The organism is Flavonifractor sp. HCP28S3_F3, assembly GCF_052065355.1.
GTDB lineage: Bacteria > Bacillota > Clostridia > Oscillospirales > Oscillospiraceae > Flavonifractor.
Genome location: NZ_JBQHUF010000004.1, coordinates 44,134 through 58,418 on the forward strand (window position 1 = coordinate 44,134; position 14,285 = coordinate 58,418).

The 14,285-nt window shown below is 64.9% G+C and carries 13 protein-coding genes; 3 read left to right on the forward strand and 10 right to left on the reverse strand.

The features are described 5' to 3' along the window. Window positions 1–39 precede the first annotated feature (39 nt). The 10 genes from ACTNB1_RS05520 to rimP form a co-directional block, all read right to left on the reverse strand. On the reverse strand, window positions 40–1,356 hold the full coding sequence (locus tag ACTNB1_RS05520; protein WP_441168262.1) for a DUF1576 domain-containing protein: 1,317 nt from the start codon (window positions 1,354–1,356) through the stop codon (window positions 40–42). A 33-nt stretch (window positions 1,357–1,389) separates the two neighbouring features. Beyond that, window positions 1,390–2,295, reverse strand: a complete 906-nt coding sequence (gene ribF / locus ACTNB1_RS05525) for a riboflavin biosynthesis protein RibF (RefSeq protein ID WP_441168263.1) — start codon at window positions 2,293–2,295, stop codon at window positions 1,390–1,392. A gap of 4 nt (window positions 2,296–2,299) precedes the next feature. Continuing rightward, complete coding sequence (truB, locus tag ACTNB1_RS05530) at window positions 2,300–3,193, reverse strand: tRNA pseudouridine(55) synthase TruB (RefSeq protein WP_441168264.1); 894 nt, start codon at window positions 3,191–3,193, stop codon at window positions 2,300–2,302. After that, entirely contained in the window at window positions 3,186–4,136 is a 951-nt protein-coding gene (locus tag ACTNB1_RS05535) for a DHH family phosphoesterase (protein ID WP_441168265.1), read from the reverse strand. Before ACTNB1_RS05535 ends, truB begins: the two co-directional genes overlap by 8 nt. 3 nt (window positions 4,137–4,139) lie before the next feature. Further along, window positions 4,140–4,529, reverse strand: a complete 390-nt coding sequence (gene rbfA / locus ACTNB1_RS05540; protein ID WP_441168266.1) for a 30S ribosome-binding factor RbfA — start codon at window positions 4,527–4,529, stop codon at window positions 4,140–4,142. Between the two features lie 230 nt (window positions 4,530–4,759). Next, a complete protein-coding gene (gene infB, locus ACTNB1_RS05545; protein ID WP_441168267.1) occupies window positions 4,760–7,141 on the reverse strand; it encodes a translation initiation factor IF-2 in 2,382 nt (793 codons plus the stop codon). Between the two features lie 96 nt (window positions 7,142–7,237). Further along, complete coding sequence (locus ACTNB1_RS05550) at window positions 7,238–7,759, reverse strand: L7Ae/L30e/S12e/Gadd45 family ribosomal protein (RefSeq protein ID WP_441168268.1); 522 nt, start codon at window positions 7,757–7,759, stop codon at window positions 7,238–7,240. Next, the gene (gene rnpM / locus ACTNB1_RS05555) at window positions 7,752–8,027 is read right to left on the reverse strand and encodes an RNase P modulator RnpM (RefSeq protein ID WP_441168269.1); all 276 of its coding nucleotides are present in this window, start codon (window positions 8,025–8,027) and stop codon (window positions 7,752–7,754) included. Before rnpM ends, ACTNB1_RS05550 begins: the two co-directional genes overlap by 8 nt. A gap of 40 nt (window positions 8,028–8,067) precedes the next feature. Then, window positions 8,068–9,219 (reverse strand): transcription termination factor NusA, encoded by a 1,152-nt coding sequence (gene nusA / locus ACTNB1_RS05560; RefSeq protein ID WP_441168270.1) that lies wholly within the window; start codon window positions 9,217–9,219, stop codon window positions 8,068–8,070. Between the two features lie 21 nt (window positions 9,220–9,240). Then, a complete protein-coding gene (gene rimP, locus ACTNB1_RS05565) occupies window positions 9,241–9,696 on the reverse strand; it encodes a ribosome maturation factor RimP (protein ID WP_441168271.1) in 456 nt (151 codons plus the stop codon). Between the two features lie 243 nt (window positions 9,697–9,939). Here rimP and ACTNB1_RS05570 point away from each other — a divergent pair, with 243 nt between their 5' ends. Genes ACTNB1_RS05570 through ACTNB1_RS05580 form a run of 3 tightly spaced genes read left to right on the forward strand, consistent with a single transcriptional unit; the run spans window position 9,940 to window position 14,247 of the window. Next, entirely contained in the window at window positions 9,940–10,872 is a 933-nt protein-coding gene (locus ACTNB1_RS05570) for an AAA family ATPase (protein ID WP_441168272.1), read from the forward strand. A 4-nt stretch (window positions 10,873–10,876) separates the two neighbouring features. Next, entirely contained in the window at window positions 10,877–11,884 is a 1,008-nt protein-coding gene (locus ACTNB1_RS05575; RefSeq protein WP_441168273.1) for a DUF58 domain-containing protein, read from the forward strand. Beyond that, complete coding sequence (locus ACTNB1_RS05580; protein ID WP_441168274.1) at window positions 11,881–14,247, forward strand: transglutaminase-like domain-containing protein; 2,367 nt, start codon at window positions 11,881–11,883, stop codon at window positions 14,245–14,247. The genes ACTNB1_RS05575 and ACTNB1_RS05580 overlap by 4 nt, the downstream gene beginning before the upstream one ends. Window positions 14,248–14,285 lie beyond the last annotated feature (38 nt).

A 14,285-nucleotide genomic window follows, 5' to 3' on the forward strand; every position in this document is an offset into this window, starting at 1 on the left:
GCAGCGCCCGTACCGATTTGGTACGGGCGCTGCTTTTGTCTATTCTTTGGAGATGGGGGGCGGGACCACCGGGCCGTCGTGTTCGAAGGCGTCCAGGTACTCCTCGTCCTGGAGCTCCGGCTTGCGGTGGCGGATGGCCTCCGAGATGACCGGATAGAGCACGATGGCCAGCAGGCCGCCGGAGAAGCCGTTGTTGTACAGGTTGAAGCCCTCCACCGGGGTGCCTGCCCGGAGGACCACCGAGGAGTGGAGGAACCCGGCCAGCACGCCGAAGGGGATGCCGAAGTAGCCCGAGATGGGAGCCAGAGTGGTGCCGAAGAGGAGGGCCAGCTGCACGGCGCTGTCGTTGATGTGCCAGTGCATGCAGAAGCCGCCCAGCACTACGCCGGCCATGATGGGGATGATGTTCCGGGCGTGCTTGCCGAAGGCGGAAAAGCCCATGATGGTGAAGATGCCGCCCAGGGTGGGACCGTTCAGGTCGCCGCCGGTGCCCAGGATGAAGGCCATGCCGATCAGGCCGTTGACACCCACATTGATGAGGGTGGGGGCGGCGCCGAACATACGCAGGTAGTCACTGGGCGCCCGGCCGGTGGTGAGCAGCAGCCGGCGGTAGCCCGCCCAGGCGGCCCAGATGGGCCGGCCGCTGAAGAAGAGGCCCGCGGCGATGAGTGCCACGCAGAGGATGCCCAGGAAAATGCCCAGCTGCAGGTTGTAGCCGGTGGCCCAGTGGTGGGCAATGTTGGGGTCGGCTCCCAGGGAGGTCATCACCGGCACCATGATGGTGGCCAGCAGGCCGCAAGCAAATCCCATGTTGTACAGGTTCATGCCGTTCTGGATCTTGTATGTATAGGCGCTGAGGGGCGGCAGCACGAAGCCGATCAGGGCTCCGATCAGCAGCGCCCACCAGATGTTGCCCCAGCCGTTGTCCAGGGCCACGTAGCTCACCACCGGCGACAGGGCGGTGGCCAGCAGGGACACCGAGGCGTACTTGCCAAAGGGCTCCCGCCGCAGCTTGGCGTACAGGAAGGTGCCGCCGATGATGGGCCAGATGTTGGCGATGTTCTTGCCAAAAAGGGCAAAGCCCGCCATCAGGCCGATTTCCACCAGGGTGTAGCCGTTGAGAGGGTCCTTGCTCAGCCGGAGGATACCCAGGCTGATGAGGGTCACCAGGGCGGCGTTGACAAAGGCGGCGCTGATGCCGGCGATCTCAACGTAGTCGGTGATCAGGGCGTCCTCCGTCTGGATGATCTTCCAGAGTCCCGGCAGGATCTCCCGATAATCCCCCAGAATGACGCCGATGGCGACCAGGTAGGCACAAAAACAAATGGCTGCGGGATAGATCTTGTGATAGCGCATATCATGTCCCCTTCCGTCTTGGGCAGTCTCTTGTTACCGGTCTGCGAAATAGGCTCTGGTCTGTTCCGCGTTGTGCATGACCTCTTCCTTCAGGGCTGCCAGGTCGCTGAACTTCCGCTCGCCCCGCAACTTCTTGTAAAACTCCATGCGCACCGTCTGGCCGTACAGGTCGCCGCTGAAGTCCAGGATGAAGCCCTCCACCGTCACCTTGTTGCCGTCGTCCACGGTGGGCCGCACCCCGATGTTGGTCACCGCCGGGCGGCTCTCCCCGTTCTCGAACCACACCTTTGTGGCATACACGCCGTAGGCCGGAACCAGCACGCCGGGCTGGAAGCGAAGGTTCACCGTGGGGAAGCCCAGGGTGGAGCCCAGCTTCTTGCCGTGAGCCACCGTGTCCGTCAGGGTGTGGGGGTGACCCAGGAACTCATTGGCCCGCTCCATCTCGCCCTGGGCGATGAGGGTGCGGATATAGGTGGAGGAGACGGTGATGTGGTCCCGCTCCACCTTGGGGATGATGTCACAGCCGATGCCCAGCTCGCCGCACAGCTGCCGCAGCCGCTCCGGGTTGCCCTCCCCCTTGTAGCCGAAGTGGAAGTCGTGGCCCGCCACCAGGTGGACCGCGCCGTTCTCCCCTACCAGGTAGTCGGTGACGAACTCCCGCCAGGGCATGTGCATCATCCGCTCGTCAAAGTGAGCCACGATCACGTCACGGATGCCGTAGTACCGCCGCATCAGCTCCGCCCGGTCCAGAGGGGAGCTGAGGAGGGGCACGGCGGGGGCCTTCAAAATCAGATTCTCAGGATGGGTATCAAAAGTCACCGCCGCCGGCACCGCGTCCAGTCGGGCGGCTTCCTCTCCCACCCGGCGAAGCAGGGCTCCGTGGCCCAGGTGCACCCCGTCAAAAAAGCCCAGGGCGATGACCCGTCTCTCTTGCTGCATCTTCCTACACCTCGAAAAAACTCTTGATGGCGGTGAGCTTGCGACCCTCCACCCGGCTCAGAGCCAGGAAGGACCCATCCACGCCGTACAGACGGTATTCCCCGTCTCCCGGCGCCGTGGGGAGGTTCAAAGCCACGCCGTTTCGTATCTTTTTCTCCGCCTGGAGGCTCTTGAGCACCAGCATGGGCCGGCCCGCAAAGCAGGTATCCACCGGCATCAGCAGGGCGGCAGGGTCGTCAGCGGCCTGGGCCTGCTCCAGGGTGACCGCCCCTTCCAGCACGTAGTCTCCCACCCGGGTCCGCCGCAGGGCGGACAGGCTGCCGCCGCAGCCCAGGGCGGCCCCGATATCGTGGCACAGGGTGCGCACGTAGGTGCCCTTGGAGCAGGTCACCTTCAGGTACCAGAGGTTTTCTCCCTGGGGAAAGCCCTCCGGAGGAGCGTCCAGCACCTCCAGACCGTGGATGGTCACCGTTCTGGGCGCACGCTCCACCTCTTTCCCCGACCGGGCCAGCTCGTAGAGCTTCTTGCCCTTGATCTTGATGGCGGAATACATGGGAGGGATCTGCTGGATCTCACCCCGGAAGGCGGCCAGCGCCTCCTCCAGGGCGGTCCGGTCCACGTGTACCGGCCGGGTCTCCACCACCTGGCCGGTGGCGTCCTGGGTGTTGGTGATCACACCCAGTTGTAAAGCGGCCAGATATTCCTTTTCGCCCTCCACGGCAAACTCCACCGCCCGGGTGGCCCGGCCCACGAACACCGGCAGCACGCCGGTGGCCATGGGGTCCAGGGTGCCGCCGTGGCCGATGCGCTTCTCGTGAAAGACGCCCCGCAGCTTGGCACATACGTCCATGCTGGTCCAGTCCTGGGGCTTATCGATGATAATAACGCCGTTAGCCATCCGCTTCCACCTGCCGGATGGCGTCCATGATCTGCTCCTCGGCCTGCTCCAGGCTGCCGCTGACGGTGCAGCCCGCCGCGGCGGCGTGGCCGCCGCCCCCCAGAAGGGCGCAGACTTTGGTGGCGTTCAGTCCGGCGGAGGTGCGCACGGACAGCTTGCAGCCGCCCTCGGCCAGCTCCCGGATGGTGACGGAGGTCTCCACCCCTTCGATCTGGCCCAGGAAAGCGGCGATATCCTCCATGTCCTCCTCGGTGGCGCCCGCCTCGTCCATGAGAGACAGGGACACGGGAGCCACGGCGATCCTGCCGTCCTCATAGCGGTGCATCCGCTCCACAATGAGCCGCTCCACCTGGAGCCGGGCCCAGGTCTTGGTGCGGAAGTGGCGCTTGTTCAGGGGGAACACGTCCAGCCCGGTATCCATCAGCGCCGCCGCCACCCGGTGGCTGTCGGCGGAGGTGTTGCCGTACTGGAAGCAGCCGCAGTCGGTGGACACCGCCACATAGAGGGGCGCGGCGGTCTCCCGGTTGACCTGCCCCAGCTCCTTCAGGATATCGTACAGGATCTCCCCGCAGGCCGCCCGGGAGGCGTCCAGGCAGGTCTCCTTGGCGAAGAACTCCTGGGAGGGGTGGTGGTCGATGGCCAGGTCGATGCCCCGCTCCAGCCAGGGTTCACCGGCTTTGGTGAACAGGCTCCGGGCGGCGATATCCACGCTGACCACGGTGTCAGGCTCATACCCCTCGGGAGCCAGCAGGCCCTCCAGGTAGGGGGTGAACAGGTGGGTCTCCCCGGTGCCGGGGCAGATGTGGGCGGTCTTGCCCAGACCCCGCAGGCCCCGGCACAGGGCGGCGGCACAGCCGATGGTGTCACCGTCAGGGCGCTTGTGGGTCAAAATCAGGTAGCGGTCGTGGCTCTTCAGCCAGGCCGCCGCTTCGGTATACGTCATCGCTTATTCCTCGCTGTCCAGGTCAATGTGGGCGTTGGCGGGATTGGCGGGCTTTACCACCTCAGGGTCCCGCAGCAGGCTGAGGATGTGGGCGCCGGTGTTGATGGAGTCGTCCTCCACAAAGATCAGCTCCGGGGTGTACCGCAGCTGCAGCGCCCGGCCCAGCTCCCGCCGCAGATAGCCGCCGGCGGACTTCAGGCCCTTCACCACTTCCTTCACGTCGCTCTTGTCCAGCACGCTGACGTAGATTTTGCTGTACCGCAGGTCGGAGGTGGTGTCCACCGCGGTGATGGATACCAGACCGTGGACCCGGGGGTCTTTCACGGTACGGATGAGGGTGGACAGCTCACGCTGGATCTCCTCATTGATGCGTCCAATTCGATTACTTGCCATATCTTTCTCCTATTAAGCATACAGACCCGTCCCCTCCTCAAATGACTTGGGGACGGAACGGGTCTGATTTAATTTTGTGTTGACGTTTATACTTCGATCTGCTCCATCTCGTCGTCGCAAACGCCACGCCGCTCCGTCCGGCTCACGCCGGACATCCGCTCCGTTTTGTTGCTCCTCCTCTCCGGCCCGGACCCGCTTCGCTGGGCTCCGGTCCGGTCAGACGGGGCAGCTTACACCTCGATCTGCTCCATCAGGAAAGCTTCAATAATGTCGCCTTCCTTGATGTCCTGGAACTTCTCAAACGTAATACCACATTCGTAGCCGGCGGCGACCTCCTTCACGCTGTCCTTGAAGCGCTGGAGGGAGGCGATGGCTCCGTCATAGATGACGATGTTGTCGCGCAGCAGACGCATGTTGGCGCCGCGCTGCATCTTGCCCTCGGTGACGTAGCAGCCGGCAACCATGCCCACGCCGGTGATGCGGAACACGTTGCGCACCTCGGCGGTGCCCAGCTCCACTTCCTTGAACTTGGGCGCCAGCATGCCCTTCATGGCGGTCTCGATCTCGTTGATGCAGTCGTAGATCACCCGGTACATGCGCATATCCACCTTGTTGCGGGCGGCGGTCTCCTTGGCATTGTTGTCGGGACGGACGTTGAAGCCCACGATGATGGCGTTGGAGGTGGTGGCCAGCATAACGTCGCTCTCGCTGATGGCGCCCACCGCGCAGTGGATGACACGTACCCGCACCTCGTCGTTGGAGAGCTTCTCCAGAGAAGCCTTCACGGCCTCGGCGGAGCCCTGAACGTCGGCCTTGACGATGATGTTCAGGTCCTTCATCTCGCCCTGCTTGATCTGGCTGAACAGATCCTCCAGGCTCACCTTGCCCATGGGGCCGGAGGCGGCCATCTTCTGCTCGTGCTTGCGCTGCTCCACCAGCTCGCGGGCCATGCGCTCGTCGGCCACGGCGTGGAAGTCGTCGCCGGCGCCGGGCACTTCGCTCATGCCGATGATCTCCACAGGCACGGAGGGACCGGCCTCGGTGAGCTTCTCACCCTTGGCGTTGGTCATGGCGCGGACACGGCCCACAGCGGTGCCGGCGATGATCACGTCGCCCTGATGGAGGGTACCGTTCTGCACCAGCAGGGTGGCCACGGGGCCGCGGCCCTTGTCCAGACGGGCCTCGATGACGGCGCCGTGGGCGGAACGGTTGGGGTTGGCCTTCAGCTCCTGCATCTCGGCGGTCAGGTTGACCATCTCCAGCAGGTTGTCGATGCCCTCGCCGGTCTTGGCGGAAATGGGGCAGATGATGGTCTCGCCGCCCCACTCCTCGGGCACCAGCTCGTACTTAGTGAGCTGCTCCTTGATGCGCTCGGGGTTGGCTTCCGGCTTATCCATCTTGTTGATGGCTACGATGATGGGAATATTGGCCGCCTTGGCGTGGTTGATGGACTCCACGGTCTGGGGCATGATGCCGTCGTCGGCGGCCACCACCAGGATGGCCACGTCGGTGATCATGGCGCCGCGGGCACGCATGGCGGTAAAGGCCTCGTGGCCGGGGGTGTCCAGGAAGGTGATGACCTTGCCCTGGACGTTCACCTGGTAAGCGCCGATGTGCTGGGTGATGCCGCCGGCCTCGCCGGCAGCCACGTGGGCGTTGCGGATATAGTCCAGCAGAGAGGTCTTGCCGTGGTCGACGTGGCCCATGACCACAACCACGGGAGCCCGGGGCAGCAGATCCTCTTCCTTGTCCTCGGCGGTGTCGATGAGCTTCTCCTCGATGGTGACGATGACCTCGTGCTCCACCTTGCAGCCCAGCTCCTCGGCGATGATGGCGGCGGTGTCGAAGTCGATGACGTCGGACAGGGAGGCCATGACGCCGTTCTTCATCAGAGTCTTGACCACCTCGGCGCCGGTCTTCTTCATCCGGCTGGCCAACTCACCCACGCCGATCTCGTCGGGGATCTTGACGGTGAGGGGGGTCTTCTTGGCGATCTCCAGCTGGAGCCGGCGCATCTTCTCCTGCTCCTCCTGGCGGCGCTTGTTGCCGCCCTGGAAGTTGCCCTTGCGCTTGTTGCCGCCCTGGAACTTCTGCTTGCCTCCCTGCATCTGCTTGGTCTTGCCGGCGGCCAGGTCCTCCAGCCGCTGGTCGTACTTCTCCAGGTTCACGTTGCCGCTCTTGCGGGTGTCCACCACCTTCTTCTCAGGCACCCGGGTGGCGGGACGGCTCTGCTGGGGCTGCTGGGGCTTGGGCTGCTCCGCCTGAGCAGCGGGCTTGGCGGCGGGCGCCTCGTTCTGGGCGGGCTTGGTGTTCTGCTGCTGGGGCTTGGCGGCCGGCGCAGCAGGCTTGTCGTTCTTGGGCTCCGCCTTGGCGGCGGGCTTGGGCTCCCGATACACATCGGCGTAGATGCTCTCGATGCTCTCCACCTGATTGTGCTGGGTCAGATACTCAAAAATCAGGGACAGCTCCTTGTCCTCCAGGGGCTGCATGTGGTTCTTGGGAGCAGTCGCGTATTTGGTCAGAATGTCGGTGATCTCCTTGGAGTTCTTATTGAAGTCCTTGGCCACCTCATGCACACGATACTTATTGTTCAGCAAATAAGCCACCTCCAACTGGGCCGGCTTGCGCCAATAGGAAAACGCGGCGCTCTCACTGCGCTTTCTTATTGGAACAAGCGGGCTTGTTCCAATACCTTACGCCATGTCTGTTCATGGCTGCTTCTTAATGGTCAGTTTGCCCTTCGGGGCAAAGGGTTTCTTCTGAGCCTTGGGCGACCCTTTCTCCGCCTTGGGAGGGGGCGGCGCCCAGGGTTTCTGTTTCTTCTTCTGCAGGTTCTTCTCGTGGGCCCGGCGCTCCTTCTGGCGCTGGAGTGCCTTGCCCGCCGCCACCTTCAGCTCCTCCGCCGCGACGGCGCACCGATCCGGATCGGCGGCGGCCAGCTTCTCCGCGATGGCGGAAGCCAGGCCGATGTCGGTGAGCGCCAGCATGGTGCAGGCGCTCCGTCCCACGGTGCCGCCCAGCTCACCCTTGGTGTAGGGCGTGGGCAGAACGGGCACCTTGCCCGCCTCGGCAAAGTGGGACGCGCGGCGCAGGCTGTTGTCCGCTCCATCGGCGGCGGTGAGGATCAGCTTGGCCTGATGGGCCCGGGCTGCGGCGCCCACCGGCTCCTCGCCTACCTCCACACGGCCCGCCTTGCGGGCGATGCCCAGCAGGTGCAGGACACTATCCATCCCCGTCACCCGCCTTCATCTGCTCCTCCAGAGCGGCATATACCTCGTCGGGCAGGGGGGCGGAAAAGGCCCGCTCCAACGCCCGGGATTTCCGCGCCTTCTTCAGGCACTCGGGATCTGGGCACACATAGGCGCCCCGGCCGGGCTTCTTTCCCTTGAAATCCAGGGAGACCTCTCCCTCCGGGCTCTTCACCACCCGGATCAGCTCCGGCTTGGGCTTCATCTCCCGGCAGCCCACGCACTGGCGCAGGGGTATCTTTTTGGGCATTCTTCTGCCCCCCTTCCGTTCCTTTTTTATTTCTGAGGACTTACTCCTCGGTCTCGACCTCGTCCTCCAGGATCACATCATCCTCCACGTCCTCGTCGGCGGGAGCGGACTCGGGCTTGATGTCGATCTTCCAGCCGGTCAATTTAGCTGCCAGTCTCGCGTTCTGGCCCTCTTTGCCGATGGCCAGGGACAGCTGATCGTCGGGCACCACCACGCGGCAGCTCTTGCCCTCTTCGTGGACGTCCACGCTCACCACATCGGCGGGGGACAGAGCGGCGGCGATGTACTCGGCGGGGTCCTCAGACCACTTGACGATGTCCACCTTCTCGCCCTTGAGCTCCTCCACGATGTTGTTGACCCGCTGGCCACGGGGACCCACGCAGGCGCCGATGGGGTCCACGTTGGGGTCGGCGGACCAGACGGCCAGCTTGGTGCGGGAGCCCGCCTCACGGGCGATGGACTTGACCTCCACGGTGCCGTCGTAAATCTCGGGTACTTCCAGCTCGAACAGCCGCTTCACCAGGCCGGGGTGAGTGCGGGAAATGAGGACCTGGGGTCCCTTGGTGGAACGGCGGACCTCCACCACGTACACGCGCAGGCGCATGCCCTCGGTGTAGGTCTCACCCTTCACCTGCTCGCCGGGAGCCAGGAAGGCCTCGGTGGCCTCGCTGCCGGAGCCGATGCGCAGGCTGGCGGCGCCGGAGCGGGGATCGATGCGGGTGACCACGCCGGTGAGGATCTCGTGCTCCTTGGAGGAGAACTCATCATAAATCATGCCCCGCTCGGCCTCACGCATACCCTGAATGATGACCTGGCGGGCAGTCTGGGCGGCGATGCGGCCAAAGTCCCGGGTCTTGATCTCAATACGGATCACGTCGCCCAGCTGGGCCTGGGGCAGCTTGGAGCGGGCCATCTCCAGGCTCATTTCGGTGCAGGGGTTGTCGACCTCCTCCACCACGTCCTTCTTGACGAACATGCGGACGGTGCCGCGCTCCTCGTCGGCCTCCACAGTGATGTTGTCACCGGCGCCCTCATGGTCCCGCTTGTAGGCGGACACCAGGGCCTGGGTGATCTTCTCCAGCATATAGGCCTTGGGGATGCCCTTTTCCTTCTCGATCAGGTCGATGGCGGCAAAAAACTCCGCCCCGTCCAGCTCATTGGTCTTCTGCGCTTTCGCGTTCTTCTTCGGCATAACTCTATACTCCTTCTATCCTTAAAACCGCACATACAGCCGCACCTGGGCCACGTCCTTCTTCACGAAGGTCTGGAGCCCGGCGGCGGTCTCAATGGTCACATCCCCGTTTTCATAGCCCTTCAGGAACCCTACATGGTCCTTCCGGCCGTCCATGGCCCGGTAGAGGCGGACCTCCACCTCGGCGCCCATGAACTTCTCAAAGTGCTCCGGCTTCTTCAGGGGCCGGTCGGCGCCGGCGGAGGATACCTCCAGCACGTAGCTGCCCTCGATGGGGTCGGCCTCGTCCAGGGCATCGGACAGGGGGCGGCTCACCGCCTCGCAGTCGTCGATGGACACGCCGCCCTCCTTATCAATATAGACCCGAAGGAACCACTGACCGGCCTCCCGGACGTATTCCACATCCCACAGGGAACAGCCGGCGCCCTCCACGATGGGGGCAGCCATAGACGCTACCAGATCTGTGATCTTCGCCATCTTCGACCTCCTTGCCGGGGACTTCCAAAAATTACCTTACCCCGTTTTTTCAATAAGAAAGAGCGGAGCCGTAACCCCACTCTCACCATACACCTACTACTATCGTATGTACTATACCATAAAAGGTCCGCGCTTGCAAGGGGTTGGGGTGATTTTTTCCTTTCTGGAGCCTGTTTCCTCTTTGTTGTTGACATAACGAAACACTTTGATACAATACTGTCATAGAGTAAAGGAGGGCGCCCCATGAGTTCAAGCAAGATCATTCTGGACATCCTCACCCAGGTCAAAAAGGCCGTGGTGGGAAAAGACGAAGTTCTGGGCAAGGTGCTGCTGGCCATCCTGGCCCGGGGCCATATCCTGCTGGAGGATATTCCCGGCGTGGGCAAGACCACCATGGCCCTGGCCTTTTCCAAGGCGCTGAGCCTGGAATACAACCGGATGCAGTTCACCCCGGACGTGATGCCCTCCGATGTGACGGGCTTTTCCATGCTGAATAAGGAGACCGGGAAGATGGAGTACCAGCCCGGCGCGGTGCTGTGCAACCTGTTCCTGGCCGACGAGCTGAACCGGGCCACCAGCCGGACCCAGTCCGCCCTGCTGGAGGCCATGGAGGAGGGCCAGGTGACGGTGGACGGGGTGAGCCACCCGGTGCCCCAGCCCTTCCTGGTCATCGCCACCCAGAACCCGGCGGGCGCCTCGGGCACCCAGCTGCTGCCCGACTCCCAGATGGACCGGTTCATGGTGCGGCTGTCCATCGGCTACCCCGCTCCGGCGGACGAGATGGACATGGTGCGCCGCAAGCAGAAAGGCAACCCCCTGGAGCAGGTGGAGCAGGTGCTGGATCTGGACGGCCTGCGGAAGCTGCGGGAGGCGGCCGATCAGGTCTATGTGTCCGACGACATTCTGGACTACATCATCCGGCTGGTGAACGCCACCCGCACCCATCCCATGATCGTGCAGGGCGCCAGCCCCCGGGCCTCCCTGGCCCTGACCGCCATGGCCAAGGCCGCCGCCCTCACCCTGGGGCGGGACTATGTGAATCCCGAGGATGTGTCCATGGTGTTCTCTGACGTGGTGACCCACCGGCTCATTCTCTCCCCCCGCGCTCAGGCTGATGGGGGCTTCCACCCGGCGGCGGAGATCCTCCAGCAGGTGCCCGCCCCCGCGGTCCGGTAAGGCCATGCTGCACCGGCGGATCTCCTACGCCGCCCTGCTGCTGGCGGCCGTTGTGTTTCAGATTTTTTTCAAATACTATCTGTCCACCTTTGTCCTGGTGCTGGTGGTGCTGCTGCCGGTGCTGTCGGTGGTCCTCACCCTGCCGGCCCTGCTGGGCACCTCCCTCCACCTCACTCCGGAGGGGAACGTACCCCGGGGAAGCGAGGGGCGGTTCACCCTGTCCCTGGAGCGGAAAAATTCCCTCCCTCTGCCTCCGGTGAAGGTGCGCCTCACCTGGACCAACCAGCTCACCGGGGAGAGCGGCGGCCTGGTGTGCCACCTGCTGCCCCAGGACGGAAAGGCGCAGCTCTCCATCCCTCTGGCCGCTCCCCACTGCGGGCGGCTGGTGTGCGACGTGACCCAGGCCAGGGTGTGGGACCTGCTGGGTCTGTTTCCCCTGCCCATTCCCGGCAAGGCCCAGGGCGCCCTGCTGTCCCTGCCCCTGCCCACGGAGGTCCTCCCGCCGGAGGAGCTGGAGGCCCCCCGCTCCGGCGGCGTGGTGCTGCGTCCCCGGCCCGGCGGCGGCCCCGGCGAGGACTACGACCTGCGGGAGTACCGGGCGGGCGACTCCCTGCGGTCCATCCACTGGAAGCTGTCCTCCAAAAAGGACGAGCTGGTGGTGCGGGAGACCCTGGAGCCCCGCCAGGCGGAGGTCATCCTCACCTACGACCACTTCGGCACGCCGGAGGAGCTGGACCGGACCTTTGACGAGCTGGCCGCCCTCTCCCGGCTGCTGCTGGACAAGGGCAGGGCCCACCATATCCAGTGGGCCGCCCCGGCCAGCGGCCAGGTGGAGGACCGGACGGTGGACGGCGAGCAGGCCCTGACGGCCTGCCTGGACCTGGCCTTCTCCCTGAACGCGCCCTCTGAGGGCCGGTCCATTCTGGACGAGGGGCTGCGGCTGTCTCCCTCCGCCGGACCACCCCTCCACTTCCACGTGTCCCCCCGGGACGGGAAAGGAGGCCGGACATGAAGCGCCGCAAAAATCGGCCCAAGCGGCCGCCCTTCCGGCCCACCCCCGCCTCCGTCGTGGGGGACGGCATTCTGCTTTTCCTGGCCCTGTTCGGGGTCTCCTTCACCTTCCTCACCGCCTTCTCCGCAGGGGTAGACGCCCCTCTGGTGCTGGCGGGCTGCGGAGTGTGCACGGCGGTGAGCCTGCTCACTTGGTCCCTGCCCCGCCGCTGGTGGATCCTCCCTCTGGCGGGCACCGCCGCCCTGTGGGGCTGGGGACTGTGGAAGCTGTGGGATTACCTGGTGCTGGGTGAGATCACCCTGCGGTGCGCGGTGGTCAACACCTTCTGCACCAGCCTGAGCCTGGACGACTACATCCAGCCCATCGCCCAGCTGCCCGACGAGACCTGGGCCCTGTGCGCCGCTCTGCTGGTGCTGGTGGCCCTGCTCCCCCTGAGCCTGCTGCTGGGCCTCACCATCCAGCGGGCCCGCTCCTTCTGGCTCACCTTCTGGGTGACCCTCCCCTTCCCGCTGGCTCCCGTCTGCATTTCCGTCACTCCCGGCTGGCTGCCTCTGATGGCGCTGGTGCTGGTGTGGTGCACCATGGGCCTCACCTCCCTGGTAAGGCGGCAGGATGCCAGGGGCGCCGCCCGGCTTACCCTGGCGGTCCTCCCCGCCGGTGCCCTGCTGCTGGCCGGGCTCACCGCCGCCATGCCCCAGGAGGACTACCAGCGGCCCCGGTGGGCGGACACCGCCCTCAACGACATCACCAATTGGGCCGCCCGGCAGGATTTCGCCCTGTTTCAGGGCAGCGGCCCCTTCGGCCTGTTCGGCAGCGGCGGCTCCCTGTCCAGCGCCAACGGAGAGGTGGACCTGTCCCACGCAGGACCTCTGGGCTTCTCCGGACGGACGGTGCTGGAGGTGGAGACCGACCTGCGGGGCCGCATCTACCTGCGGGGCTTTTCCTGCGCCGCGTATAACGGCGGCAGCTGGGCGCCTTTGGATCAGGATATCTACGACTCGGAGATCCAGTGGGGTGGGGACGACCTGTCCGGCGCTGTATCCTCCCTTTACCGCCCTTCCCTGCACGGCTACCAGCCCATGAACTTCCCCGCCCTGGCCGACCGGGAGGAGTTCCCCGATAAGGAATACGCCAAGGTCACCGTCCGCAACGTGGGCGCCGACCCCGGGTATGTGTACGTCCCCTACCAGATCCTGTCCCAGCCTGACGAGCTGGGAGGCGCGGCCTTTGTGAACGACTCCTACATCGCCCGGATGGAGGACGTGTGGACCCACACGGTGTACGTCCAGCCCGACTGCGACCCCATGGACGAGGCGGAGCTGCCCGGAGACGCGGAGGGTCCGGAGAAAAATTACCGCATCTTCGTGCAGCGGAACTATCTGGACATTCCGGAGGAGAGCATGGACGCCCTGGCTCTGGCCATGCAGGAGATCGCTTTGGAAACATATTACGGCTCGGACAAACCCGCCTATCAGGAATATCGGGATCTGGTGGAGAAGGGCTATGTCATCGGTATGGATTTCACCCGGGCCCTCCCTCTGGCGCTGGCCAACGTGGTAGCCGCCTACCTGGAGGATGCGGCGGAATACAATCCCGACACCCCCGTCACCCCGGAGGGAGAGGATTTTGTCTCCTACTTCCTCACCGAGAGCCACGAGGGCTACTGCATGCACTTCGCCTCCGCCGCCACCCTGTTGCTGCGGTACCTGGGCATTCCCGCCCGGTACGTGGTGGGCTACGTGGCGGACGTACCCGCCTCCGGCAAGGTGAAGGTCCCCGACTCCGCCGCCCACGCCTGGGTGGAGATCTACCTGGACGGCTACGGCTGGGAGCCCATCGAGGTCACTCCCGCCTACTCCGGCGGCACCCCGGGCCAGAGCTCCACGGCGGCGGCCGCGCCTACCCCTACCGCTACTCCCACGCCCACTGCCACCGCCGCACCCACGGCCAGCGCCGCGCCCACCCCCACGCCCAGTCAGGGTCCCGGAACCGCTTCGGAGGACGGAGCGGCTCTGGACCTGCGGGTGGTGGTCATCCCCCTGATCGTGGTGCTGGTCATCCTGGCACTCCCCGCCAACCGGGCCTTTGGCCGGTCCCGGCGGGAGAAGAAATTCAAACAGGAGAACACCAACCGGGCGGTCATCGCCGCCTACCTCCAGCTCAAGCGGCTGGAGAAGTGGGGCGGTGAGGTACCGGAGGAGATCTTCGAGCTGGCCAAGAAGGCCAAATTCAGTCCCCACACTCTGACGGAGGAGGAGCGGGAACAGGCGGTGTCCGCCGCCCGTACCGCCGCCGCCCAGGTGGACAAGGCCCTGCCCTGGCACAGGAAATTCTGGTGCCGGTACATTCTGGGTCTTATCTGATCAAAAAAGAAGCTCCCGGAGCGCTGATGCGCTCCGGG